Below are 20,937 nucleotides of genomic sequence, written 5' to 3'. Positions count from 1 at the left end.
GCACGGCCGGGGCGGCATTCGCAGTCAGACCTAACCAGGAGACACACATGACCGCTTCGACACAGCTCGGCAGGGACAAGCTGCTGGACGCCTATCGGCTGATGCGCACGATCCGCGAATTCGAGGAGCGTCTGCACGTCGAATTCGCGACCGGCGAGATTCCCGGCTTCGTTCACCTGTACGCGGGCGAGGAGGCGTCCGCCGTCGGCACGATCCTGCACCTCGGCCTCGACGACTACGTGGCCACCACGCACCGCGGCCACGGCCACTGCATTGCGAAGGGCGTCGACGTGCACGGGATGATGGCCGAGATCTACGGCAAGAAGACGGGCGTCTGCCGCGGCAAGGGCGGCTCGATGCACATCGCCGACCTGTCGATGGGGATGCTCGGCGCGAACGGGATCGTCGGCGCGGGCGGCCCGCTCGTGTGCGGCGCGGCGCTCGCGGCCAAGCACAAGAAGACGGGCGGCGTCGGCGTGTGCTTCTTCGGCGACGGCGCGTCGAACCAGGGCGTGATCTTCGAATCGATGAACCTCGCGTCGGTGTGGCGGCTGCCCGCGATCTTCGTCGCCGAAAACAACGGCTATGCGGAAGCGACGTCGTCGAGCTGGTCGGTCGCGACCGACAACATCGCCGATCGCGCGAACGGGTTCGGGATGCCAGGCGTGATCGTCGACGGCTTCGACTTCTTCGCGGTGCACGAGGCGCTCGGCGAGGCCGTCGAACGCGCGCGCAACGGCGGCGGCCCGACGCTCGTCGAGGTGAAGTTCACGCGCTATTTCGGCCACTTCGAGGGCGATGCGCAAACCTACCGCGCGCCGGGCGAGGTGCAGAAGCTGCGCGACGAGAAGGACTGCCTGAAGCATTTCGAAACGCGCGTCGTGCGCGCCGAGGCGCTGACGACCGACGACCTGCGCGCGATCGACGCGCAAGTGAAGGCGTTGATCGACGACGCGGTCGCGCAGGCGAAGGCCGCGCCGCTGCCGGATGCCGCCGACCTGCTGGCCGACGTCTACGTGTCGTATCCGTGAGCGCGGGCTGACCCGGCAGCCGGCACGGCAACCCAACATTCCAGGAGACAGACATGGCAAGGAAGATCACTTATTCGCAGGCGATCAACGAGGCGCTCGCGCAGGAAATGGCGCGCGACGACAGCGTGATCGTGATGGGCGAGGACAACGCGGGCGGCGCGGGTGCGCCGGGCGAGGACGACGCATGGGGCGGCGTGCTCGGCGTGACGAAGGGGCTGTTCCACAAGTTTCCGGGCCGCGTGCTCGATACGCCGCTGTCGGAGGGCGGCTACATCGGTGCGGCGGTCGGCGCGGCCGCGTGCGGGATGCGGCCCGTCGCGGAACTGATGTTCATCGATTTCATGGGCGTGTGTTTCGACCAGATCTTCAACCAGGCCGCGAAATTCCGCTACATGTTCGGCGGCAAGGCCGTGACGCCGGTCGTGATTCGCGCGATGTACGGCGCGGGCCTGCGCGCGGCTGCGCAGCACTCGCAGATGCTCACGTCGCTGTTCACGCACATCCCGGGGCTGAAGGTCGTGTGCCCGTCGACGCCGTACGACGCGAAGGGGCTTCTGATCCAGGCGATCCGCGACAACGATCCTGTGATCTTTCTCGAACACAAGCTGCTCTATACGCGCGAGGGCGATGTACCGGAGGAGTCCTATGCGATTCCGTTCGGCGAGGCGAGCGTGCTGCGCGACGGCGACGACGCGACGATCGTCACGTACGGCCGGATGGTGCATCTCGCGATGGACGCGGCCGCGACGCTCGCGAAGGACGGCATCCAGTGCGACGTGATCGACCTGCGCACGACGTCGCCGCTCGACGAGGAAACGATCCTCGAAAGCGCGGAGCGCACCGGGCGCGTGGTGGTCGTCGACGAAGCGAATCCGCGCTGTTCGATCGCGACCGACATCGCCGCGCTCGTCGCGCAGCGTGCGTTCCATTCGCTGAAGGCGCCGATCGAGCTCGTGACCGCGCCGCATACGCCCACGCCGTTCGCCGGCGTATTGGAAGACCTGTATATCCCGTCCGCCGATGCGATCGCGCGGGCGGTACTCAAGACGAGGAGCTGACACGATGTCGATTCACATGATCACGATGCCCAAGTGGGGGCTGTCGATGGAGCAGGGGCAGGTCAACGGCTGGCTGAAGGCGATCGGCGAACGCGTGGCGAAGGGCGACGAGGTGCTCGACGTCGAGACCGACAAGATCTCGTCGGGCGTCGAATGCGCGTTCGACGGCACGCTGCGCCGGCAGGTCGCGCAGGAGGGCGAGACGCTGCCGGTCGGCGCGCTGCTCGGCGTCGTCGCGGCCGCCGATGCGAGCGACGCCGACATCGATGCGGCGATCGCCGAGTTCCAGCGCGATTTCGTGCCGAGCGCGGCGTCCGACGAGGCGGCCGGCCCGCAGCCGGAGAAGGCGCAGATCGGCGGCCGTATGATCCGCTTCCTGAAGCTGGGCGACGGGTCGGGCACGCCGGCCGTGCTGATCCACGGCTTCGGCGGCGACCTGAACAACTGGCTGTTCAATCACGCGGAGCTCGCCGCGCACCGGCCGGTGTGGGCGCTCGATCTGCCCGGCCACGGCGAATCGGGCAAGGCGGTCGAGAGCGGCACCCTCGACGAACTGGCCGACGCGGTGCTCGCGCTGCTCGATGCGCAGCACATCGAGCGCGCGCACCTGATCGGCCATTCGATGGGCGGCGCAGTGGCGATGACGTTGGCCGACAGCGCGCCGGCGCGCGTGGCGTCGCTCACGCTGATCGCGAGCGCCGGGCTCGGCCCCGACATCAACCGAGCGTACATCGACGGCTTCGTCGCCGGCAACAGCCGCAACACGCTGAAGCCGCACCTCGGCGCGCTGTTCGCGGACGACGCGCTGGTCACGCGGCAACTGGTCGACGATCTCGTCAAGTACAAGCGGCTCGAAGGCGTGCAGGCCGCGCTGGAGAAGATCGCGCATGCCGCGTTCGACGGCGCCGCGCAGCGGCGCGTGTTCCGCGACCGGCTCGCGTCGCTGGCGCCGCGCACGCTCGTGATCTGGGGCGAGCGCGACCAGGTGATTCCGGCGCAGCATGCGCAGGACTTGCCGGGCGGCGTGCGCGCCGAGGTGATCGCCGGCAGCGGGCACATGGTGCAGATGGAGTCGGCCGCCGACGTGAACCGCCTGATCGTCGCATTCCTCGGAGACTGACGATGGCCGCCGCGCTCGAACGACCCAGCCTCACGGCGCTCGGCCAGCCCGGCGCGAGAAGTCGCGACAAGCTTGCGCGCATTCCGGTGCGCATCGAGCCCGCGGCCGCCGCGGCGTTGCCGAAGCCGCCGTGGCTGCGCGCGCGGCCGATGATGAGCGCGGCGGTGGCCGACATGGCCGCCGTGCTGCGCGAGCATCGGCTGCATTCCGTCTGCGAGGAGGCGATGTGTCCGAACATCGGCGAATGCTTCGCGCAGCGCACCGCGACCTTCATGATCATGGGTGGGCTGTGTACGCGGCGCTGTCCGTTCTGCGACGTCGCGCACGGCCGTCCCGAGCCGCTCGATCCCGCCGAGCCCGCGCGGCTGGCCGACGCGGCGGCGGCGCTCGGATTGCGCTACGTCGTGATCACGTCGGTCGACCGCGACGATCTGCGCGACGGCGGCGCCGCGCATTTCGCCGCTTGCATCGCGGCGGTGCGCGCGAGCGTGCCGGGCATCGGCGTCGAGGTGCTGACGCCGGACTTCCGCGGCCGCGCGGCGCGTGCGCTCGACGCGCTGTCGTCGGCGTGGCCCGACGTGTTCAACCACAACATCGAGACGGTGCCGTCGCTGTACCGGGCGGCGCGGCCGGGCGCCGACTATCGCGGCTCGCTCGAACTGCTCGCGCAGGCGAAGGCCGCGCGGCCGACGCTCGTGACGAAATCGGGATTGATGCTCGGGCTCGGCGAACGCGACGACGAGGTGCGCGACACGTTGCGCGACCTGCGCGCGCACGAGGTCGACGTGCTGACGCTCGGCCAGTATCTCGCGCCGTCGGCGCACCATTTGCCGGTGCGGCGCTACGTGAGCCCGGACGCGTTCGCCGCGTGGCGCGACGAGGCGCTCGCGCTCGGTTTCAGGGAAGTCGTCGCCGGCCCGCTCGTGCGGTCGTCATATCACGCAGCCGACGTGCTGGAGGACGCGTAGCGCACCCGCGCGTCAGGCGGCGGCCACGGCGGCGTGCGCGCGACTGATGCGGCGCAGGTACAGCACGAGCCCCGCGCCCGCCAGCATCAGGCTGACCGTGTTCGCGAACCAGAAGCCGCGCGCGCCCGTCAGCCACGCGGGCGCGATGCCGCCGACGTCGAAGCCGAGCACGTAGCCGCCGCTGAGGCCGACGCCCCACAGCGCGACCGCGTAGATCACGGTCGGCACGACCGCCACCTTGTACGCGCGCAGCACGAACGCCGACGTGACCTGCAGCGCATCGAACACGTGGTAGCACGCGACGATCGCGACGAGCGGCATCGCGGCCGCGGCGACGGCCGGGTTCGGCGTATAGCCGCCGATGATCAGCGGGCGCAGCGCGAACACGAGCACGCCGTACGCGGCGGCAACCCCGCACGCGAACATCACGCTGTGCCGGCCGAGCAGCCGGGCTTCGTCCGCGCGTCCGGCGCCGAGCGCGCGTGCGACCAGCGTCGACGCCGCTACGCCGATCGACAGCGGCGTCATGTACAGCACCGCGCCGATGTTGCCGGCGATCTGGTGGCCGGCGAGCGTCGTCGTGCCGAACTGCGCGATGAACAGCGCCATGCACGTGTACGACGTCACCTCGATCAGATACGACAGGCCCATCGGCACGCCGAGCTTCAGGATGGCCTTCTGCCGTTCCCACACGGGCCAGCAGAAGCGCGAGAAGATCGCGAGCGGCGCGAACACGTCGAGCTTCGCGAGCAGCGTGTAGCCGATCAACGCGAGCGCCCAGTTGATCAGCGTGCTGGCCAGCCCGCAGCCGGGGCCGCCGAGCGCCGGTACGCCGAAGCCGCCGAAGATGAACCACACGTTCAGCGGAAACTTGAGCAGCAGCGCGCCGATCTGGAGGATCATCGCGAGCCGCGGCTTGCCGGCCGCGTTGGTCAGCGCGTTGTAGATCCGGAATACGAGGCTGGCGGGCAGCCCGTACGACAGGATGCGCAGGTAGTCGACGGTGCGCTCGTGCAGCGCGGCGGGTGCGTGCGCGACGCGCAGCAGCGGTTCCGGAAAATGCAGCAGCAGGAAGCCCGGAATCGAGAGCAGCAGCGCAAGCCACAGCGCCTGGCGCACTTCCTCGCCGATCTCCGCATGGCGCCGCGCGCCGTACAGTTGCCCGGTGATCGGCTGCAGCGCGGACAGGATGCCGGTCAGGCCGATATAGATCGATACGTAGATCGACGAGCCGAGCCCGAGCGCGGCGAGATCGACGGCCGAGTAGCGGCCGACCATCGCGGTGTCGATCACGCCGAACGCGATGATCGCGAGCTGGCCGACCAGCACCGGCCACGCGAGACCGACGATCCGGCGGATGTCGCCGAACATCGTCAATCGGCCGCCTGGCGGCGCGGCGGACGTCGCTTGACGGGCGTCTTCGGCCGTTCGATGCGCTCGTACAGGCGGAAGCGCTCGTCGCGGTCGGCGACGCGGCGGCCTTCCCAGACGAGACGCCACACGTATTGCGACATCGAACTCGGCTCGCCGAAGTCCGCGCGGTCCTGACGCAGGATCACGTCGCAGTCGCCGGAGAAATCGAAGTGCATGTTGCCGAAGTATGCGAAGGTCGCGATCTGCGCGTCGCCGAGCCGCACCGGCGAGATGCACTCGTAGTCGGACGGCAGGTGCACGGCGATCTGTTGCGCGACGTCGCGATAGGTCCGGCCGTAGTTGACGATCGGCAGCCACAGCGTCATCAGCAGCACCCACATCAGCGTGGTGCCCGCGCCCGACAGCACGACGCTGCGCCACAGCACCTTCGGCTGTCGCGACACGCGCCAGCGCACGATGAAGCACCAGCACACGGTGACGATCACCGCGCAGATGAACGACAGGATCTTGAAATGCGGCTCGTAGCCGGGCACGAGGCGCGCGAGGTTGCGCGCGAGCGGATGCGGGAAGCCGGTGAGCGACGCGAGCCACACCAGCCACACGAAGGTGCCGAGGATCGTGAAGCTCAGCACCGCGAACCAGTCGATCGCGTTGATCGCGCCGCGCTTGAGGGTCGGCAGCGCGAACGTCGCGAGCACCGCGAGCGGCGGCAGCAGCAGCATGTACATACGGTTCGACTGCTGGCTTTGCAGGATCACGAGCGCGACGAGCGGCACGGCGACCGACAGCGGAATCGCGATGTGCGCACGGCGGCGCATGCCGGCCCAGCTCCACCACGCCCAGATCGCGAGCGGCCACGCGGGCCACGTAAACAGCGGCAGGTTCTTCGCCGCATAGCCGAGCACGGCCGTCGGCGGGCCCGAAAAGCGCATCAGGCTGCCGTGGATCCACTGGTTGAAGAACCACGCGGCGTCGTCGGGCGCCGCGACGTACGCGGCGAGCGGCCACAGCGCGGAGATCGCGGCCGCGAGCGGCAGGCCGACCAGAGGCAGGCGCAGGTTGCGCATCTCGGGCGTGACGAGCCACAGCGCGGCCGTGCCGGCGAGCAGCGCGACGACCAGCACCGGATTGCCGGACAGCGCGACGAGGCCCATCGCGAGGCCCCACCACAGTGCGCCCTGCAGCGGCTTGTCGATGCCGCGCACGATCCCGTACACGAGCATCGCGATCCACGCGAACTGCGCGAGCTGCGGCGTCGTTTCGTGCCCGCGTTCCGCGAGACCGAAGCAGGCGACGAGCACCAGCAGCGCGCCGTCCGCGAGCGTGCGGCCGTAGTCGCGCGGCTCGGGTTCGCCGCCGAATGCGTATTTGAACGGTTGAACCTCGGCGCGCCGGCCGAGCAGGTAGGCCGCGTACCAGACGAACGCGCACGCGACGCAGAACAGCACGCCGGTATCGACGCGCGACGCGTTGCTCGCGTCGACCCACGGGCCGAGGCCGCGGATCGACAGCGCGCCGAGCCAGTAGCCGAGCGGCCCGTCGGTCGTGATGAACTTGCCGACCAGGTTCGGCAGCAGCCAGTCGTGCCAGCCGCCCTTGGCCATCGTCCACATCACGCCGAAGCCCGCCGCGTCCTCGTTTTTCCACGGGTCGCGGCCGAACAGGCCGAACGCCGCGTAGACGAAGCAGAGCGTGAGCAGCAGCCAGCGCGGCAGCGCACGCGTGGCGGAGGCGGTGAGACGGACGACAGGCTTCATGCAGATGAGCGATTTGTTATGGGCGGGCAGCCGGCGCGATCGCGCGCGGCCGAGCCGGTTTCGAGCATCCGGCATTGTAGTCGCGCCCGCTGTTGTGCGTCAGGTCGTTTCCCGGGCGCCGGCCGGTGTCTTCCGGGCGAGCAGAGACAAAAAAGGGCAGCCTGGGCTGCCCTTTCGTGCGGTACCGGTGCGTTGCCGCCGCCGGATCGGTGCAAGGCTTACTTTGCTGCAGCCTTGCCGTTGGCGCGTGCGCCGAACTTGTTCTTGAACTTCTCGACACGGCCTGCCGTGTCCATGATCTTTTGCTGACCCGTGTAGAACGAGTGCGATTCCGACGACACTTCGATCTTGGCGAGCGGGTAGGTCTTGCCGTCGAGTTCGATGTTTTCGCGCGTCTGGATCGTCGAGCGCGTGATGAACTTGAAGCCGTTCGACATGTCTTGGAAGACGACTTCGCGGTAATTCGGGTGGATGCCTTCTTTCATGGTCTTTCCTTGGTGAGAGCGGTAGCCAACCCGCCGCTTGCCGTGCCGGGTACGCCCATTTGCGTATCACCAGACGACGCCAAGCCCGGCGCGAGCCACTTGCCTAAGGTCGAAAAACGGCGATTATGCCAGAAAATCAGACGGTTGACGAATAATTTTCACGGTGCGTCGAGCGCGCCGGTGCCGGCCGGATCCTGCCGATAGTAGCGCGCGAGCAGCCGGTACAGCTCCGGAAATTCGGACTCGAACGCCTTCGGCCGCACGAACAGCGCCTCGCTGCACACCGCGAAGAATTCCGACGGGTGGTCGGCCGCATAGGGATCGATCAGCGAATCCCGCTCGAAGCGCGCCCACGCGCGGTCCGGCACCGCGTCGACGCGCGCGCAGAACTGGTCGTAGGCGGGTTCGAACACGTCGGCCCACGCCTGTGCGTCCAGGTGCGGCGCATGCCAGCGGCGAAAAAGGGGGGGATAGCCGTCGGCCGCGCCGTTGACCATGTCGATCTTGTGCGCGAACTCGTGGATCACGACGTTGTACGCGTCGCGGCCGTCCGTCATCTGCGCGTCTTCCCACGACAGGATCACCGGGCCGCCTTCCCATGCCTCGCCGCTCGCGTCCTGCTCGACTTCGTGGACGACGCCGTCCTCGTCCTGCACGGTCTTGCGGATCAAGAATTCGCCCGGATACACGACGACGCCGACCCAGCCGTCGTACAGCGACAGGTCGAGATTCAGCACGGGCAGGCAGGCCTGCGCGGCGATCGCGACGATCATCGCGTCGGTCAGCTCGAGCCCGTGCGCGGTCGAAAACGATTTTTTCGCGACGAACAGGCTCGTCAGTTCGCGCAGCCGGCCGAGCGCGTCGGGCGGCAGGGCGGCGAGGAACGGCAGGCGCTCGACGGTTTCCTGCCACAGCGCGTCCGGAATCGGATGGCTGCGCAGCGCGCGGTCGCGGCGGCGGTCGTCGAACCAGCGGGTCAGTTTCGAGAGCATGGAGGCTTCGAACGAAAATCCAAAGCCTGTCTTTTAACTCAATCGATCTGTTTTTGCCATGCCGCGAAGAGGCCGCCGACGAGCGCGACGCCCGCGAGGAAGTAAAAACCGTCGAGCGATGCGAGGAACGACGCCTGTTGCGCGACCATCCGCGCGATCGACGCGATCGCGAGGCCATGCGCGTCGTTCAGCGCGTGGCCCGCAGCCGCATAGCCGCGCGTCAGTGCGTCGGCGGTCTGCTGGAACAGCGGATCGAACACGTTCGCGCGCTCGACGAGCCGCGTCTGATGCATGGCCAGCCGGTGCTGCTCGACGATGATCACCGAGGACGTCGCGAACGAGATCGTCAGTTGCCGCACGATGTTCTTCACCCGATAGCCATGCGAGTATTCGTCGATCGCGAAGATCCGGAACGTGAGGTTCGCGACCGGCAGCACGATGAACAGCAGCAACAATCCGCGCAGCAGCAGCGGGACGACCAGCGCCGCTTCGCCGACCTGCGGCGTCATCCGCGTCATCGATAGCGCGGCCGTGACGGCGATCGCGAACCCCGGTACGACGAACCACTTCTTGTGCGTGACGAATTTCGCGTAGCGCAGGTAGGCGAACAGCGCGGTGGCCGAAAGCAGCGACGTCGTGCCGACCAGGCGCCCGGCATTCTCGACCGGATAGCCGAGGCCGCCCTCGAGCAACCGCGCCGTCAGGTAGCTGAAGCCCGTCGTCTCGTAGTAATAGAACATGTAGAGCAGCAGCCCGACCTGGAACGTCCGCTCGCGAAACGCATGCAGCCGCACGAGCGGCGTCGGATGATGCCATTGGTGATACGCGAACCATGCGAGCGCGCCGAGCCCCGCGATCGTCAGCACGATCAGCATCGGCGAGCCGCTGTAGAGCTGGTAATGCACCTGCTGCAGCACGATCTGCAGCGCGCCTTGCGCGAGTGCGAACACGACGTACGGCCAGAAATGGCCGGAGCCGCGTTCGTCGTCCGGCGTGCGGCCCGAATCGGGCAGCGTGAGCAACGCGAGGATCGCGAACGCGATGCCGGCCGGCGCCGTGCACGCGAACAGTGCGCGCCACGTCGAATGCGCGACCAGCAGCCCGCCGACGATCGGCGCGAGTGCGCTGCCGAGCAGGATCATGATCAGGAACGCGCGCGTCGCGGGCGGCCGTGCCTGCGGCTTGAAGCTGATCTGGATCAGGATCCGGCACGCGCCCATCATCGGGCCGATGAAATAGCCCTGGAAGCCGCGCGCGAACGCCAGCGTCAGCGACGTGTCGGCCAGTGCCGCCGCGATCGCGCCGAACGAGAACATCAGCATGCAGCCCGCGACGTAGCGGCGATGGCCGAGCCGGTCGACCCACCATTGCTGCTGCAGGATGCCGAGCACGGCCGTGACCGCGTAGGCGCTCGACGACCACACGAGTTCGTCGGGCGACGCGTTGATGCCGCCCGCGATGTAGCTCGCGAAGAACGAGAAGACGGCGTTGTCGAAGTAGTCGATGCCGGTGACGAGCGCGAGCGCCCATGGAAACAGGTCCGCACGCAGGTTCGCGCGGCTCCACAGCGGCCGGCCCGGCACCGTGTTCATTCGCGATCCTTGCGTGCGCGCCGCGTGCCGGCCTCGGCCCGCCGCTGCGCGATCAGCGCATCGGCGTTCTCGCCGGCGAGGCGCCGCTCGACGTAGTCGATGTCGTGCTGCAGTTCCTTGCGCAGCGAAACGGCTTCCTTCAGCTCGCGCTGGACGGCCGCGATCCGCCGATCGAGCGTGTCGATCTGCTCGGCGAGGCCGGCGCGGATGTCGCGCAGCGACGCATCCGAATAGCGGCGCCGGCCGTCGCCGGTTTCTTCCAGCGGGCGCTTGAGCATTTCGGTGATGCCGTGCAGCGAGAAGCCGAGCGCGCGCAGCCGCAGGATTCGCGCGAAGCGCTCGAGGTCGGCTTCGTCGTAGAGGCGGTAGCGGCCTTCGCTGCGCGATGGCGTGACGAGCCCGCGCTCTTCGTAGTATTTGAGCGTGCGTGGCGTCACGCCGAGCCGCGACGCGGCGTCGCCGACGGTCAATAGCGGGGTGGCGGCGTCGTTCGGCATCGGAGGTGGGGAATTCGGCGGGACAATGACGCGATTATAGATCAACCTGTACGTTCACGTTCAGGTTGGGATCGAAAAACGGCCGCTGGGCAGGATGCGCGGGCGGCCGTGTTGCGGAGCGGGACGGCGATCAGCCGCCGCGGCGCATCAGGTCGAAGAACTCGGAATTGCTCTTCGTCTGGCGGATCTTGTCGAGCAGGAATTCCATCGCCTCGACTTCGTCCATGTCGTGGATGAACTTGCGCAGCACCCAGATCTTCTGAAGGATCTCGGGCTTGATCAGCATTTCCTCGCGACGCGTGCCCGATTTGTTCAGGTTGATCGACGGGTACACGCGCTTTTCCGCGAGACGGCGTTCGAGGTGCACTTCCATGTTGCCGGTGCCCTTGAACTCTTCGTAGATCACGTCGTCCATGCGGCTGCCGGTTTCGATCAGCGCGGTGCCGATGATCGTCAGCGAGCCGCCTTCCTCGATGTTGCGCGCCGCGCCGAAGAAGCGCTTCGGACGCTGCAGCGCGTTCGCGTCGACACCGCCCGTCAGCACCTTGCCCGACGCCGGGATCACGGTGTTGTACGCACGCGCGAGACGCGTGATCGAGTCGAGCAGAATCACGACGTCGTGCTTCATTTCGACGAGGCGCTTCGCCTTCTCGATCACCATTTCGGCGACCTGGACGTGGCGCGTGGCCGGTTCGTCGAACGTCGACGCGATCACTTCGCCGGCGACCGAGCGCTGCATTTCGGTCACTTCTTCCGGACGCTCGTCGATCAGCAGCACGAACAGGATCACGTCCGGGTGGTTCTGCTTGATCGCGTGCGCGATGTGCTGGAGCATCACGGTCTTGCCCGACTTCGGCGACGCGACGAGCAGGCCGCGCTGGCCCTTGCCGATCGGCGCGATCATGTCGATGATGCGGCCCGTGACGTTTTCCTCGCCGCGCATTTCGCGTTCGAGCGACAGCGGCTTGTTCGGGTGCAGCGGCGTGAGGTTCTCGAACATGATCTTGTGTTTCGAGGCCTCGGGCGGCTGCCCGTTGACTTTGTCGACCTTCACCAGCGCGAAGTAGCGCTCGCCGTCCTTCGGCGTGCGGACTTCACCTTCGATGGTGTCGCCGGTGTGCAGGTTGAAGCGGCGGATCTGCGACGGGCTGATATAGATGTCGTCGGTGCTCGCGAGGTACGACATTTCCGGCGAGCGCAGGAAGCCGAAGCCGTCCGGCAGCACTTCGAGCGTACCGTCGCCGAAGATCGTCTCTCCCGTCTTGGCGCGCTTTTTGAGAATGGCGAACATCAGCTCCTGCTTGCGCAGGCGGTTCGCGTTTTCGATCTCCAGGCCATTGGCCATTTCGATCAGTTCGGAGACGTGCAGAGACTTGAGCTCGGATAAATGCATACGGAGAACCCGCCAGGGAGGAGATGCGACGAAAGAAAATAAGGGAGGAGGGCGAGCGGAAGCGCTCAGAGACTTAAATGCGTCTTGTCGACGTTTTTTAATTCTAGCATAGCCCGATTCGCGCTTGAGCGAGCGATCGGCGGCTTGACAACGGACGTGTTGCCGACTGACAACACGTCCGCGGAACTGCCGGTATTACAGGTGGCTGTCCAGGAACGCGGTGAGCTGCGACTTCGACAGCGCGCCGACCTTCTGTGCGGCGGCCGCGCCGTTCTTGAACAGGATCAGCGTCGGGATGCCGCGCACGCCGAATTTCGCGGGCGTGGCCTGGTTGTCGTCGACGTTGATCTTCGCGATCTGCAGCTTGTCGCCGTAGTCCTTCGCGACTTCGTCGAGGATCGGGGCGATCATCTTGCACGGGCCGCACCATTCGGCCCAGAAATCGACGAGCACGGGCTTGTCGGACTTGACGACGTCCTGTTCGAACGATGCGTCGCTGATGTGTTTGATCTGTTCGCTCATTGGGTCAATACCTCTTACGGTTCGGGGACTGCCTGCTTGCGCGTTGCGGCGTACCGGCCGCCGTAGGCTGCCGGCCGCTGCGGCAGGTCACTCCGCCTTTCCGGAAAGGAGGGGCGTAAGCGCTGCATCCGCGGCTCGCGGGTCGTTCGGGCGTCATATTAGCCTAAATTGCTATCTGCTGCGGGCGGCGATAGTAGCCGCTACGCGAGTAGGGGTACGACGCGACGTTCGACCGTTGTGCCATGCAGGTGGAGGCCGGTCCGCCAATTACAAGGGGCGGGCCGCATGCGGCGTGTCCGAATGGACGACGCGCCGGTTTGCCCGGCGAGATTCGCATTGATGCGAACAAACGGTCGCATTCGTCCGGAAGCGGTGATAGAATATGCCGTGACGGGCCTCCTCGCATGGTGGGGCGGTGAACCTGGTCAGGTCGGGAACGAAGCAGCCACAATCGTTTTCCGCCAGTGCCGAGGGTTGGGCTCGTCACCTTCCTTCTCGCCCCGTTCGCAGGGCGTTTTTTATTTCTGCATCACACTCCGTTCGACCTGCGCCTTGCCCGTGTTCCGCACCGTTTCGCGTGTCGGCGCGACGCAGCGTTACTGATACAATTTCCCGATGACCTATCAAGTTCTCGCACGCAAGTGGCGTCCGAAGGATTTCGCTTCGCTCGTCGGCCAGGAGCACGTCGTCAGGGCGCTTACGCACGCGCTCGACGGCGGGCGTCTCCATCACGCCTATCTGTTTACCGGAACCCGCGGTGTCGGCAAGACGACGCTGTCGCGGATCTTCGCGAAGGCGCTCAACTGTGAAACCGGCGTCACGTCGCAGCCGTGCGGCGTGTGTCGCGCCTGTCGCGAGATCGACGAGGGCCGTTTCGTCGATTACGTCGAGATGGACGCGGCGAGCAACCGCGGCGTCGACGAGATGGCCGCGCTGCTCGAGCGCGCGGTGTACGCGCCCGTCGATGCGCGCTTCAAGGTCTACATGATCGACGAAGTGCACATGCTGACGAACCACGCGTTCAACGCGATGCTGAAGACGCTCGAAGAGCCGCCGCCGCACGTCAAGTTCATCCTCGCGACGACCGATCCGCAGAAAATCCCCGTCACCGTGCTGTCGCGCTGCCTGCAGTTCAACCTGAAGCAGATGCCGGCCGGGCACATCGTGTCGCATCTCGAGCGGATCCTCGGCGAAGAGCAGATCACGTTCGAGCTGCAGGCGCTGCGCCTGCTCGCGCGCGCCGCGCAGGGCAGCATGCGCGACGCGCTATCGCTGACCGACCAGGCGATCGCCTATTCGGCGAACGAGGTGACCGAGTCGGCGGTGTCGGGCATGCTTGGCGCGCTCGACCAGACTTACATGGTGCGCCTGCTCGACGCGCTCGCGGCCGGCAACGGCCCGGAAATCCTCGCGATTGCCGACGAGATGTCGCTGCGCAGCCTGTCGTTCTCGACCGCGCTGCAGGATCTCGCGAGCCTGCTGCACCGGATCGCGTGGGCGCAGTTCGCGCCGGGCTCGGTGCTCGACGAATGGCCGGAAGCGGCCGACCTGCGCCGTTTCGCGGAGACGCTGAGCCCCGAGCAGGTGCAATTGTTCTATCAGATCGCGACGGTTGGGCGCGCCGAGCTCGGCCTGGCGCCGGACGAATACGCCGGCTTCACGATGACGCTGCTGCGGATGCTCGCGTTCGAGCCGGCCGCTGGCGCCGGCAGTGCGTCGGCCGGTCAGCCGTCCGTGCCGCCGCGTGCGGTGCCGGCTCCGCGCGCTGCTGCGGCGAAGCCGGTAGCTGCCGCAGCACGGCCGCAAGCCGCGGCGCCGGCTGCGCCTGTTGCGCCTGTTGCGCCTGTTGCGCCGGTCGCGCGTTCGGGGCCGGCGCAGTCCAGTGACGAAGCCGCCCGGCCGGTCACCAAGCCGGCGGTCGTTTCGGCACCGGCGGAAGCACCCGTTTCGGCGCCCGAAAAGGCAGCTCCGGCACCGGTCGCGGCCGACGTTCAAGCGATCGAGCCGCCGCAGCCGGAGGAGAAGGCTGCGCCCGCCGGCGACGCGCCGCCTCCCGCCCGCAAGGAACCCGAGCCGCCTGCCGTTGCCGCCGCGCAGCGAAACGACGAACCGGTGCCGCAGCCCGCACCGGCGCCGCGCGCCGCGTCGCCCGAGCCGGCCGCCGCCCGTCCGGCGGCGCGCGCGGGCGGTGCCGCCGCCGCGCTCGACGTGCTGCGCAATGCAGGGATGCGCGTGTCGTCGGACCGCGGGCGCGCAGGCGCGGCAGCGAAGCCGGCGGCGGCCCAGCCGGCCGCCGAAAAACCGGCCGCGCCGCGTCCCGCCGTTCAGGTGCCGACGCCGCGTGCCGCTGCGCGTGCGCCGCAAGCAGCCGATTCGCGCCAGCCGTCGCCGCCGTGGGAAGACATCCCGCCGGACGACTACGTACCGCTCAGCGCCGACGAGATGTTCGGCGGTTCCGACGACGGCTTCGTGCCGGTGTTCGACAGCGGTCCCGACGATGTGCGCGTGACGCCGAAGCAGGCGGAAGCCCGTCCGGCCGCGCCGATCGACACGCGCCCGTTGCCGCCGGCGATCGCGCTCGATGCGATCGGCTTCGACGGCGAATGGCCGGCGCTCGCCGCGCGGCTGCCGCTGAAGGGCGTCGCGTACCAGCTTGCGTTCAACAGCGAACTGACGGCCGTCGATGCGAGCGCATTGAAATTGTCGGTGCCGGTGCCGCAGTATGCGGACGCCGCGCAGGTGGCGAAGCTGAAGGCCGCACTGGCCGATGCGCTCGGCAAGCCGGTCGAGGTGAGCGTCGAGGTCGGGCCCGCCCGGCGCACCGCGGCGGCGCTCGATGCGGCCGCGCGCGCGGCACGCCAGCGCGAAGCCGAGCAGGAGATTCACGGCGATCCGTTCGTCCAGCAGCTCGTGCGCGACTTCGGTGCGCGCATCGTCGAGGGCTCGGTGCGCCCGCTCGCCGATTCGGCGCCGGACGGCGCGCCGCCTACGCTGCATTGAACTGACCGCCCCGCGACAGGCACAATCACGCCCCGCACACATTGGCCGGCACGCGCCGCGTGCCGGTTTTCACACGATCAAGAAGGAGTATTCCCATGTTGAAAGGCAACCTCGCCGGACTGATGAAGCAAGCGCAGCAAATGCAGGAAAACATGAAGAAGATGCAGGAGCAGCTTGCGCTGATCGAGGTCGAAGGGCAGTCGGGCGCCGGCCTCGTCAAGGTGACGATGACGTGCCGCAACGAAGTGCGCCGCGTGTCGATCGACCCGAGCCTGCTCGCGGACGACAAGGACATGCTCGAGGATCTCGTCGCCGCTGCGTTCAACGACGCGGTGCGCAAGGCCGAAGCCACGTCGCAGGAAAAGATGAGCGGCATGACGTCGGGCCTGCCGCTGCCCCCGGGCTTCAAGCTGCCGTTCTGAGCGCCGCGTCCTTGCCACCGTTTGCCGCCGTATGAAACAGCCGTCCGCCTTGTCCGCTCTCGTCGAAGCGTTGCGCGTGCTGCCCGGCGTCGGGCCGAAATCCGCGCAGCGCATGGCGGTTCACCTGATGCAGCACGACCGCGAGGGCGCGGAGCGGCTCGGCCGGTCACTGCTGTTCGCAACCGAGCACCTGCAGCACTGCGAGAAGTGCAACACGTTCACCGAAGCGCAGATCTGCGAGGTCTGCAGCGACGAGGAGCGTGATCCGACGCTGCTGTGCGTCGTCGAGACGCCTGCCGACCAGATCATGCTCGAGCAGACGATGACCTACCGCGGGCTGTATTTCGTGCTGATGGGGCGACTGAGCCCGCTCGACGGAATCGGCCCGAAGGAAATCCATTTCGACCGCCTCGTGCGGCGCGCATCCGACGGCGTCGTCAAGGAAGTCGTGCTCGCGACCAACTTCACGAACGAAGGCGAAGCCACCGCCCACTACCTCGGCCAGACGCTCAAGGCGCGCGGGCTGGCCGTCACGCGCCTTGCGCGCGGCGTGCCGGTGGGCGGCGAGCTCGAGTACGTCGACGCGGGCACCATTGCCCGCGCGATGCTCGACCGCCGCACGATGTAAGCCGGGCGCCGCCTGCCGGCGGCGCCGTTTCTCGTGGCAACGCATGCACGTGCCAGATGTAAACAGACCCTAGGAGACACATGAGCACCAGCCAGGGCCCGCTCGCGGGCGTCAAAGTGCTCGAATTCGGAACGCTGATCGCGGGACCGTTCGCGTCGCGGCTGTTCGCCGAATTCGGCGCGGAAGTGATCAAGATCGAGGATCCGAACGGCGGCGACCCGCTGCGCAAGTGGCGCAAGCTCCATCCGGAGCAGGGCGGCACGTCGCTGTGGTGGTCGGTGCAGGCGCGCAACAAGAAATCGGTCACGCTCAATCTGAAAGCCGACGCCGGCAAGGCGATCGCGCGGCAGCTCGCGAGCGAGGCCGACATCGTGATCGAGAATTTCCGTCCGGGCCTGCTCGAAAAGCTCGGGCTCGGCTACGACGTGCTGTCGGCCGACAATCCGGGCCTCGTGATGGTGCGCCTGTCCGGCTACGGGCAGACGGGCCCGTACCGCGACCGCCCCGGCTTCGGCGCGATAGCCGAATCGATGGGCGGGCTGCGCCACATCACCGGCTATCCGGATCTGCCGCCGCCGCGCATCGGGATCTCGATCGGCGATTCGATCGCCGCGCTGCACGGCGTGATCGGCGCGCTGATGGCGCTCCATCACCGCAAGGTCAACGGCGGCGCGGGGCAGGTGGTCGACGTTGCACTCTATGAAGCCGTCTTCAACATGATGGAAAGCGTGGTGCCCGAGTACGGCGTGTACGGGATGGTGCGCGAGCGCACCGGCGCGTCGCTGCCGGGCATCGTGCCGTCGAATACGTACGCGTGCCGCGACGGCAGCATCGTGATCGGCGGCAACAGCGATCCGATCTTCAAGCGGCTGATGAAGGCGATCGAGCGCGACGACCTCGCCGACGATCCCGCGCTCGCGCAAAACGACGGGCGGGTGCCGCGCACGCAGGAAATCGACGACGCGATCGCCGCGTGGCTCGCGCCGCGCACGATCGACGAGGCGCTCGTCGTGCTCAATGCGGCCGACGTGCCGGCCGGGCGCATCTACAGCGCGGCCGACATGTTCACCGATCCGCAGTTCGTCGCGCGCCAGATGATCCAGCGTTTCAAGCTGGCCGACGGTACGGACATTCCGCTGCCGAACATCACGCCGAAGCTGTCGGACACGCCGGGCGAAACGCGCTGGCTCGGTCCCGAGCTGGGCGAGCATACCGACGAGGTGCTGCGCGGCCTCGGCTACGACGCGCACGCGATTGCCGCGCTGCGCGAGGCGGGCGCGATCTGAGCGCAGCCGGCGTAGCGCTTTGCGCCGGGCCGCTCGACGAAGGGTTCCCCGACGAGATTTTCGGCGGGCGGAAAACCCGGCGGCCCGGTGTTTTCCCCAACGCGCGGAACGCCGCCGCGCAGTGCGGCGGCGCATCGCGTGCCCATGCGTATACCCGCCCGTCCACGGCGGCCGGACTGTCGCTCTCGCGCCATCTTTCCTCGGTTACAATCGCCGGATGCGAATCCTACTCAGCAACGACGACGGCTATCTCGCCCCCGGTCTCGCCGCGCTCAGCGAAGCGCTGCAGCCGCTGGCCGAGCTTACGGTGATCGCGCCCGAGCAGAACTGCAGCGGCGCGTCGAATTCCCTCACGTTGTCGCGGCCGCTGTCGGTGCAGCGCGCAGCGGGTACGGGTTTCTTCTACGTGAACGGCACGCCGACCGATTCGGTGCACGTCGCGCTGACGGGGATGGCCGACGCGCGGCCGGACATCGTCGTGTCCGGCATCAACAATGGCCAGAACATGGGTGAAGACACGCTCTATTCGGGGACAGTTGCGGCCGCCACCGAAGGCATCATGTTCGGCGTGCCGGCCATCGCGTTCTCGCTGGTCGACAAGGGCTGGGCCCATCTGGCCGACGCCGCGCGCGTCGCCGCGGAAATCGTCGAGCACTACCTCGCGCATCCGCTGCCGGGCAACCCGTTGCTGAACGTCAATATTCCGAACCTGCCGTACGACCAACTGAAGGGCTGGCAGGTCACGCGCCTCGGCAAGCGTCATCCGTCGCAGCCGGTGATTCGCCAGACCGACCCGCGCGGCGAGCCGATCTACTGGATCGGCGCCGCGGGCGACGCGCTGGACGCCAGCGAAGGCACCGATTTTCACGCCGTCGCAAACGGTTTCGTATCGATCACGCCGCTGCAGCTCGATCTCACGCATACGCAGATGCTGCCCGCGACGCGCGAATGGGCGCGCGCCGGAGGGCGGGCTTCATGAGCGGCGAGCGCGCGAAGCGGTTCCCGCTCGCGCTCGAAGATCTCAAACGAGCGCCACGCAAATCGGAAGGTCGGCCCGGCGAACGCCAAGCGGCGGGTGCGGTGCCGAAGGCCGCCGACAAACCCGCAGCCGTACTGAAACCGGTTGCGGTGAAGCCGGCCGCCGCGCGGGCGCCGCTGCCGGGTATCGCCGCCGCGAAGCCGGCGACCGCACCGAAGCCGACCGCGCTGAAACCAGCGCTGCCGAAGCCGGCTGCGCCGAGCATCGCGCCGGCCGGCGCGTTCGCGCTCACGTCGGAACGTGTGCGCGAGCGGATGGTCGAACGGCTGCGCGCGAACGGCGTGACCGATGCGCGCGTGCTGGACGCGATGGCCGCGGTGCCGCGCCACCTGTTCGTGGATCCCGGGCTCGCGACGCAGGCCTACGAGGATTCGGCGTTGCCGATCGGCCACCAGCAGACCATTTCAAAGCCGTCGGTCGTCGCGCGCATGATCGAGCTCGCGATGGCCGGCCGCACGCTCGAGCGCGTGCTCGAGATCGGCACGGGTTGCGGCTATCAGGCCGCCGTGCTGAGCCACGTGGCACGCGACGTGTATTCGATTGAACGCATCAAGCCGCTCTACGAGCGCGCGAAGCTGAACCTGCGGCCGCTGCGCGTGCCGAACATCCGTCTGCATTACGGCGACGGGCGTGTCGGCCTGCCGTCCGCGGCCCCGTTCGACGCGATCGTGATCGCAGCGGCCGGGCTCGACGTGCCGCAGGCGCTGCTCGAGCAGCTCGCGATCGGCGGGCGGCTCGTCGCGCCGGTCGGCGCGCAGAGCGGACAGCACCAGGTGCTCACGCTCGTCGAGCGCGTCGCGCACGCGCAATGGCGAGAGTCCCGGCTTGATCGCGTTTTCTTTGTCCCTTTAAAATCCGGAGTGATTTGAAACCGATGAGTATGTTGCGCGCGATGCAAAACAACCGATCCAGGGAACCGCTCACGCTCGCCCAGCGCGCGATCTGTGTGGCTGCGTTCTCTACGCTACTGGCCGCCTGTGCGACGCGGCTCGACAACGCGCCCGTCGTCGACCGCTCCGGGTCGCTCGGTACGACCGCCGCCGCGCAGCCCGCGGCGCCGCTTCCGCCGGCGCCGCCGGGTTACTACCGGGTGAAGCCGGGCGACACGCTGTACCGGATCGCACTCGAAAACGGGCAGAACTATCGCGACATCGCGGCGTGGAACAATCTGGCGAACCCGAATCAGATCGAAGTCGACCAACTGCTGCGCGTGTCGCCGCAGGCCGGTGCCGCGGTCGCGGGTACGCAGGTCGCCGCGCCGATCGGAGGCGCCGCCGTTGCGACCGCGCCGCTCAGCAGCGGCCCCGCGACGCCGGCTGCCGGTACGTCGTCGTCGAGCGCGACGGCGCCTGCCGCGGCAGCCGCGTCGAGCGATACGGCGGCTGCTCCGAGCGGCCCCGTGACGTTCGCGTGGCCCGCGCGCGGCCCCGTGCTGAACGGGTTCGACGATGCGAAGAACAAGGGTGTCAATATCGGCGGGACGGCCGGCGAGGCCGTGAAGGCGGCGGCGGACGGCCGCGTCGTTTACTCCGGCAACGGTCTGCGTGGCTACGGCAACCTCATTATCATCAAACACGATGCAACTTACCTCACGGCGTATGCACACAATCGCGCTTTGATGGTAAAAGAGGGGGACGCGGTAACGAAGGGGCAGAAGATCGCCGAGATGGGTAACAGCGATGCCGACCGCGTGATGCTGCATTTCGAGGTTCGCCGGCAGGGTAAGCCTGTCGATCCGCTGAAGTATTTGCCGCCTCAATAACCGAGACGACC

19 protein-coding genes and 1 other RNA gene are annotated in these 20,937 nt (G+C 67.9%); 12 read left to right on the top strand and 8 right to left on the bottom strand.

Features of this window, described 5'->3' with window-relative positions:
• The first annotated feature begins 47 nt into the window (after window positions 1-47).
• From JYG37_RS11345 to lipA, 4 genes are read left to right on the top strand one after another with little or no spacing between them, the layout of a single operon-like run.
• Complete coding sequence (locus tag JYG37_RS11345; RefSeq protein ID WP_050013214.1) at window positions 48-1,031, top strand: thiamine pyrophosphate-dependent dehydrogenase E1 component subunit alpha; 984 nt, start codon at window positions 48-50, stop codon at window positions 1,029-1,031.
• 53 nt (window positions 1,032-1,084) lie between these two features.
• Window positions 1,085-2,089, top strand: coding sequence for an alpha-ketoacid dehydrogenase subunit beta (locus JYG37_RS11340; protein WP_050013213.1), 1,005 nt, complete (start codon window positions 1,085-1,087; stop codon window positions 2,087-2,089).
• A gap of 4 nt (window positions 2,090-2,093) precedes the next feature.
• The gene (locus tag JYG37_RS11335) at window positions 2,094-3,209 is read left to right on the top strand and encodes an acetoin dehydrogenase dihydrolipoyllysine-residue acetyltransferase subunit (protein WP_213345413.1); all 1,116 of its coding nucleotides are present in this window, start codon (window positions 2,094-2,096) and stop codon (window positions 3,207-3,209) included.
• A 2-nt stretch (window positions 3,210-3,211) separates the two neighbouring features.
• The gene (lipA, locus tag JYG37_RS11330; RefSeq protein WP_050013211.1) at window positions 3,212-4,177 is read left to right on the top strand and encodes a lipoyl synthase; all 966 of its coding nucleotides are present in this window, start codon (window positions 3,212-3,214) and stop codon (window positions 4,175-4,177) included.
• 12 nt (window positions 4,178-4,189) lie between these two features.
• Here the strand turns inward: lipA and JYG37_RS11325 are convergent, their stop codons facing one another.
• The 8 genes from JYG37_RS11325 to trxA all read right to left on the bottom strand — a co-directional run bounded on the left by JYG37_RS11325 (window position 4,190) and on the right by trxA (window position 12,789).
• A complete protein-coding gene (locus JYG37_RS11325) occupies window positions 4,190-5,548 on the bottom strand; it encodes an MATE family efflux transporter (RefSeq protein WP_050013210.1) in 1,359 nt (452 codons plus the stop codon).
• 2 nt (window positions 5,549-5,550) lie between these two features.
• Window positions 5,551-7,383: an ArnT family glycosyltransferase gene (locus JYG37_RS11320; RefSeq protein ID WP_089488498.1), complete on the bottom strand. Its 1,833-nt coding sequence runs from the start codon at window positions 7,381-7,383 to the stop codon at window positions 5,551-5,553.
• Window positions 7,384-7,526: 143 nt separating this feature from the next.
• Window positions 7,527-7,793, bottom strand: coding sequence for a type B 50S ribosomal protein L31 (locus tag JYG37_RS11315; protein ID WP_050013208.1), 267 nt, complete (start codon window positions 7,791-7,793; stop codon window positions 7,527-7,529).
• A 158-nt stretch (window positions 7,794-7,951) separates the two neighbouring features.
• Window positions 7,952-8,785, bottom strand: a complete 834-nt coding sequence (locus JYG37_RS11310; protein WP_124594394.1) for a M90 family metallopeptidase — start codon at window positions 8,783-8,785, stop codon at window positions 7,952-7,954.
• 38 nt (window positions 8,786-8,823) lie between these two features.
• Window positions 8,824-10,377: an MFS transporter gene (locus tag JYG37_RS11305; protein WP_124630763.1), complete on the bottom strand. Its 1,554-nt coding sequence runs from the start codon at window positions 10,375-10,377 to the stop codon at window positions 8,824-8,826.
• Window positions 10,374-10,874 carry a MerR family transcriptional regulator gene (locus JYG37_RS11300; protein WP_050013205.1) on the bottom strand — a complete coding sequence of 167 codons (501 nt, stop codon included), beginning with the start codon at window positions 10,872-10,874 and terminating at the stop codon, window positions 10,374-10,376. The genes JYG37_RS11305 and JYG37_RS11300 overlap by 4 nt, the downstream gene beginning before the upstream one ends.
• A gap of 130 nt (window positions 10,875-11,004) precedes the next feature.
• Window positions 11,005-12,267: a transcription termination factor Rho gene (gene rho, locus JYG37_RS11295; protein WP_006478662.1), complete on the bottom strand. Its 1,263-nt coding sequence runs from the start codon at window positions 12,265-12,267 to the stop codon at window positions 11,005-11,007.
• A gap of 195 nt (window positions 12,268-12,462) precedes the next feature.
• Window positions 12,463-12,789: a thioredoxin TrxA gene (gene trxA, locus JYG37_RS11290; protein WP_006402348.1), complete on the bottom strand. Its 327-nt coding sequence runs from the start codon at window positions 12,787-12,789 to the stop codon at window positions 12,463-12,465.
• A 389-nt stretch (window positions 12,790-13,178) separates the two neighbouring features.
• Between trxA and ffs the strand changes: the two genes are divergently transcribed.
• From ffs to JYG37_RS11250, 8 genes are all read left to right on the top strand, one after another.
• Window positions 13,179-13,277: signal recognition particle sRNA small type (gene ffs, locus JYG37_RS11285), an RNA gene on the top strand.
• A gap of 127 nt (window positions 13,278-13,404) precedes the next feature.
• Complete coding sequence (locus JYG37_RS11280) at window positions 13,405-15,789, top strand: DNA polymerase III subunit gamma/tau (protein WP_213345412.1); 2,385 nt, start codon at window positions 13,405-13,407, stop codon at window positions 15,787-15,789.
• Between the two features lie 95 nt (window positions 15,790-15,884).
• Complete coding sequence (locus tag JYG37_RS11275; protein WP_006482124.1) at window positions 15,885-16,211, top strand: YbaB/EbfC family nucleoid-associated protein; 327 nt, start codon at window positions 15,885-15,887, stop codon at window positions 16,209-16,211.
• A gap of 31 nt (window positions 16,212-16,242) precedes the next feature.
• Window positions 16,243-16,839, top strand: a complete 597-nt coding sequence (gene recR / locus JYG37_RS11270) for a recombination mediator RecR (RefSeq protein ID WP_006478665.1) — start codon at window positions 16,243-16,245, stop codon at window positions 16,837-16,839.
• Window positions 16,840-16,919: 80 nt separating this feature from the next.
• Window positions 16,920-18,125 (top strand): CaiB/BaiF CoA transferase family protein, encoded by a 1,206-nt coding sequence (locus JYG37_RS11265; RefSeq protein ID WP_050013203.1) that lies wholly within the window; start codon window positions 16,920-16,922, stop codon window positions 18,123-18,125.
• A 217-nt stretch (window positions 18,126-18,342) separates the two neighbouring features.
• Window positions 18,343-19,104, top strand: coding sequence for a 5'/3'-nucleotidase SurE (gene surE, locus JYG37_RS11260; RefSeq protein ID WP_050013202.1), 762 nt, complete (start codon window positions 18,343-18,345; stop codon window positions 19,102-19,104).
• Window positions 19,101-20,033, top strand: coding sequence for a protein-L-isoaspartate(D-aspartate) O-methyltransferase (locus JYG37_RS11255; RefSeq protein WP_050013201.1), 933 nt, complete (start codon window positions 19,101-19,103; stop codon window positions 20,031-20,033). The genes surE and JYG37_RS11255 overlap by 4 nt, the downstream gene beginning before the upstream one ends.
• A 5-nt stretch (window positions 20,034-20,038) precedes the next feature.
• The gene (locus tag JYG37_RS11250) at window positions 20,039-20,926 is read left to right on the top strand and encodes a peptidoglycan DD-metalloendopeptidase family protein (RefSeq protein WP_050013200.1); all 888 of its coding nucleotides are present in this window, start codon (window positions 20,039-20,041) and stop codon (window positions 20,924-20,926) included.
• The last annotated feature ends 11 nt before the right edge of the window (window positions 20,927-20,937 follow it).

Origin of the sequence: Burkholderia sp. LAS2, from assembly GCF_018417615.1 — a bacterium.
GTDB lineage: Bacteria > Pseudomonadota > Gammaproteobacteria > Burkholderiales > Burkholderiaceae > Burkholderia > Burkholderia sola.
The sequence above is the reverse complement of the archived record's forward strand: the minus strand, read 5'-3'. Positions and strand labels throughout refer to the sequence as shown.

Coding starts and splice junctions, on each gene's coding strand:
- JYG37_RS11300 (WP_050013205.1), bottom strand. CDS start 10,874: ATGCCGAACGACGCCGCCACCCCGCTATTGACCGTCGGCGACGCCGCG.
- JYG37_RS11345 (WP_050013214.1), top strand. CDS start 48: ATGACCGCTTCGACACAGCTCGGCAGGGACAAGCTGCTGGACGCCTAT.
- JYG37_RS11265 (WP_050013203.1), top strand. CDS start 16,920: ATGAGCACCAGCCAGGGCCCGCTCGCGGGCGTCAAAGTGCTCGAATTC.
- JYG37_RS11255 (WP_050013201.1), top strand. CDS start 19,101: ATGAGCGGCGAGCGCGCGAAGCGGTTCCCGCTCGCGCTCGAAGATCTC.
- JYG37_RS11310 (WP_124594394.1), bottom strand. CDS start 8,785: ATGCTCTCGAAACTGACCCGCTGGTTCGACGACCGCCGCCGCGACCGC.
- JYG37_RS11340 (WP_050013213.1), top strand. CDS start 1,085: ATGGCAAGGAAGATCACTTATTCGCAGGCGATCAACGAGGCGCTCGCG.
- lipA (WP_050013211.1), top strand. CDS start 3,212: ATGGCCGCCGCGCTCGAACGACCCAGCCTCACGGCGCTCGGCCAGCCC.
- JYG37_RS11280 (WP_213345412.1), top strand. CDS start 13,405: ATGACCTATCAAGTTCTCGCACGCAAGTGGCGTCCGAAGGATTTCGCT.
- JYG37_RS11315 (WP_050013208.1), bottom strand. CDS start 7,793: ATGAAAGAAGGCATCCACCCGAATTACCGCGAAGTCGTCTTCCAAGAC.
- JYG37_RS11320 (WP_089488498.1), bottom strand. CDS start 7,383: ATGCCGGATGCTCGAAACCGGCTCGGCCGCGCGCGATCGCGCCGGCTG.
- JYG37_RS11250 (WP_050013200.1), top strand. CDS start 20,039: ATGAGTATGTTGCGCGCGATGCAAAACAACCGATCCAGGGAACCGCTC.
- surE (WP_050013202.1), top strand. CDS start 18,343: ATGCGAATCCTACTCAGCAACGACGACGGCTATCTCGCCCCCGGTCTC.
- JYG37_RS11335 (WP_213345413.1), top strand. CDS start 2,094: ATGTCGATTCACATGATCACGATGCCCAAGTGGGGGCTGTCGATGGAG.
- JYG37_RS11325 (WP_050013210.1), bottom strand. CDS start 5,548: ATGTTCGGCGACATCCGCCGGATCGTCGGTCTCGCGTGGCCGGTGCTG.
- trxA (WP_006402348.1), bottom strand. CDS start 12,789: ATGAGCGAACAGATCAAACACATCAGCGACGCATCGTTCGAACAGGAC.
- JYG37_RS11305 (WP_124630763.1), bottom strand. CDS start 10,377: ATGAACACGGTGCCGGGCCGGCCGCTGTGGAGCCGCGCGAACCTGCGT.
- recR (WP_006478665.1), top strand. CDS start 16,243: ATGAAACAGCCGTCCGCCTTGTCCGCTCTCGTCGAAGCGTTGCGCGTG.
- JYG37_RS11275 (WP_006482124.1), top strand. CDS start 15,885: ATGTTGAAAGGCAACCTCGCCGGACTGATGAAGCAAGCGCAGCAAATG.
- rho (WP_006478662.1), bottom strand. CDS start 12,267: ATGCATTTATCCGAGCTCAAGTCTCTGCACGTCTCCGAACTGATCGAA.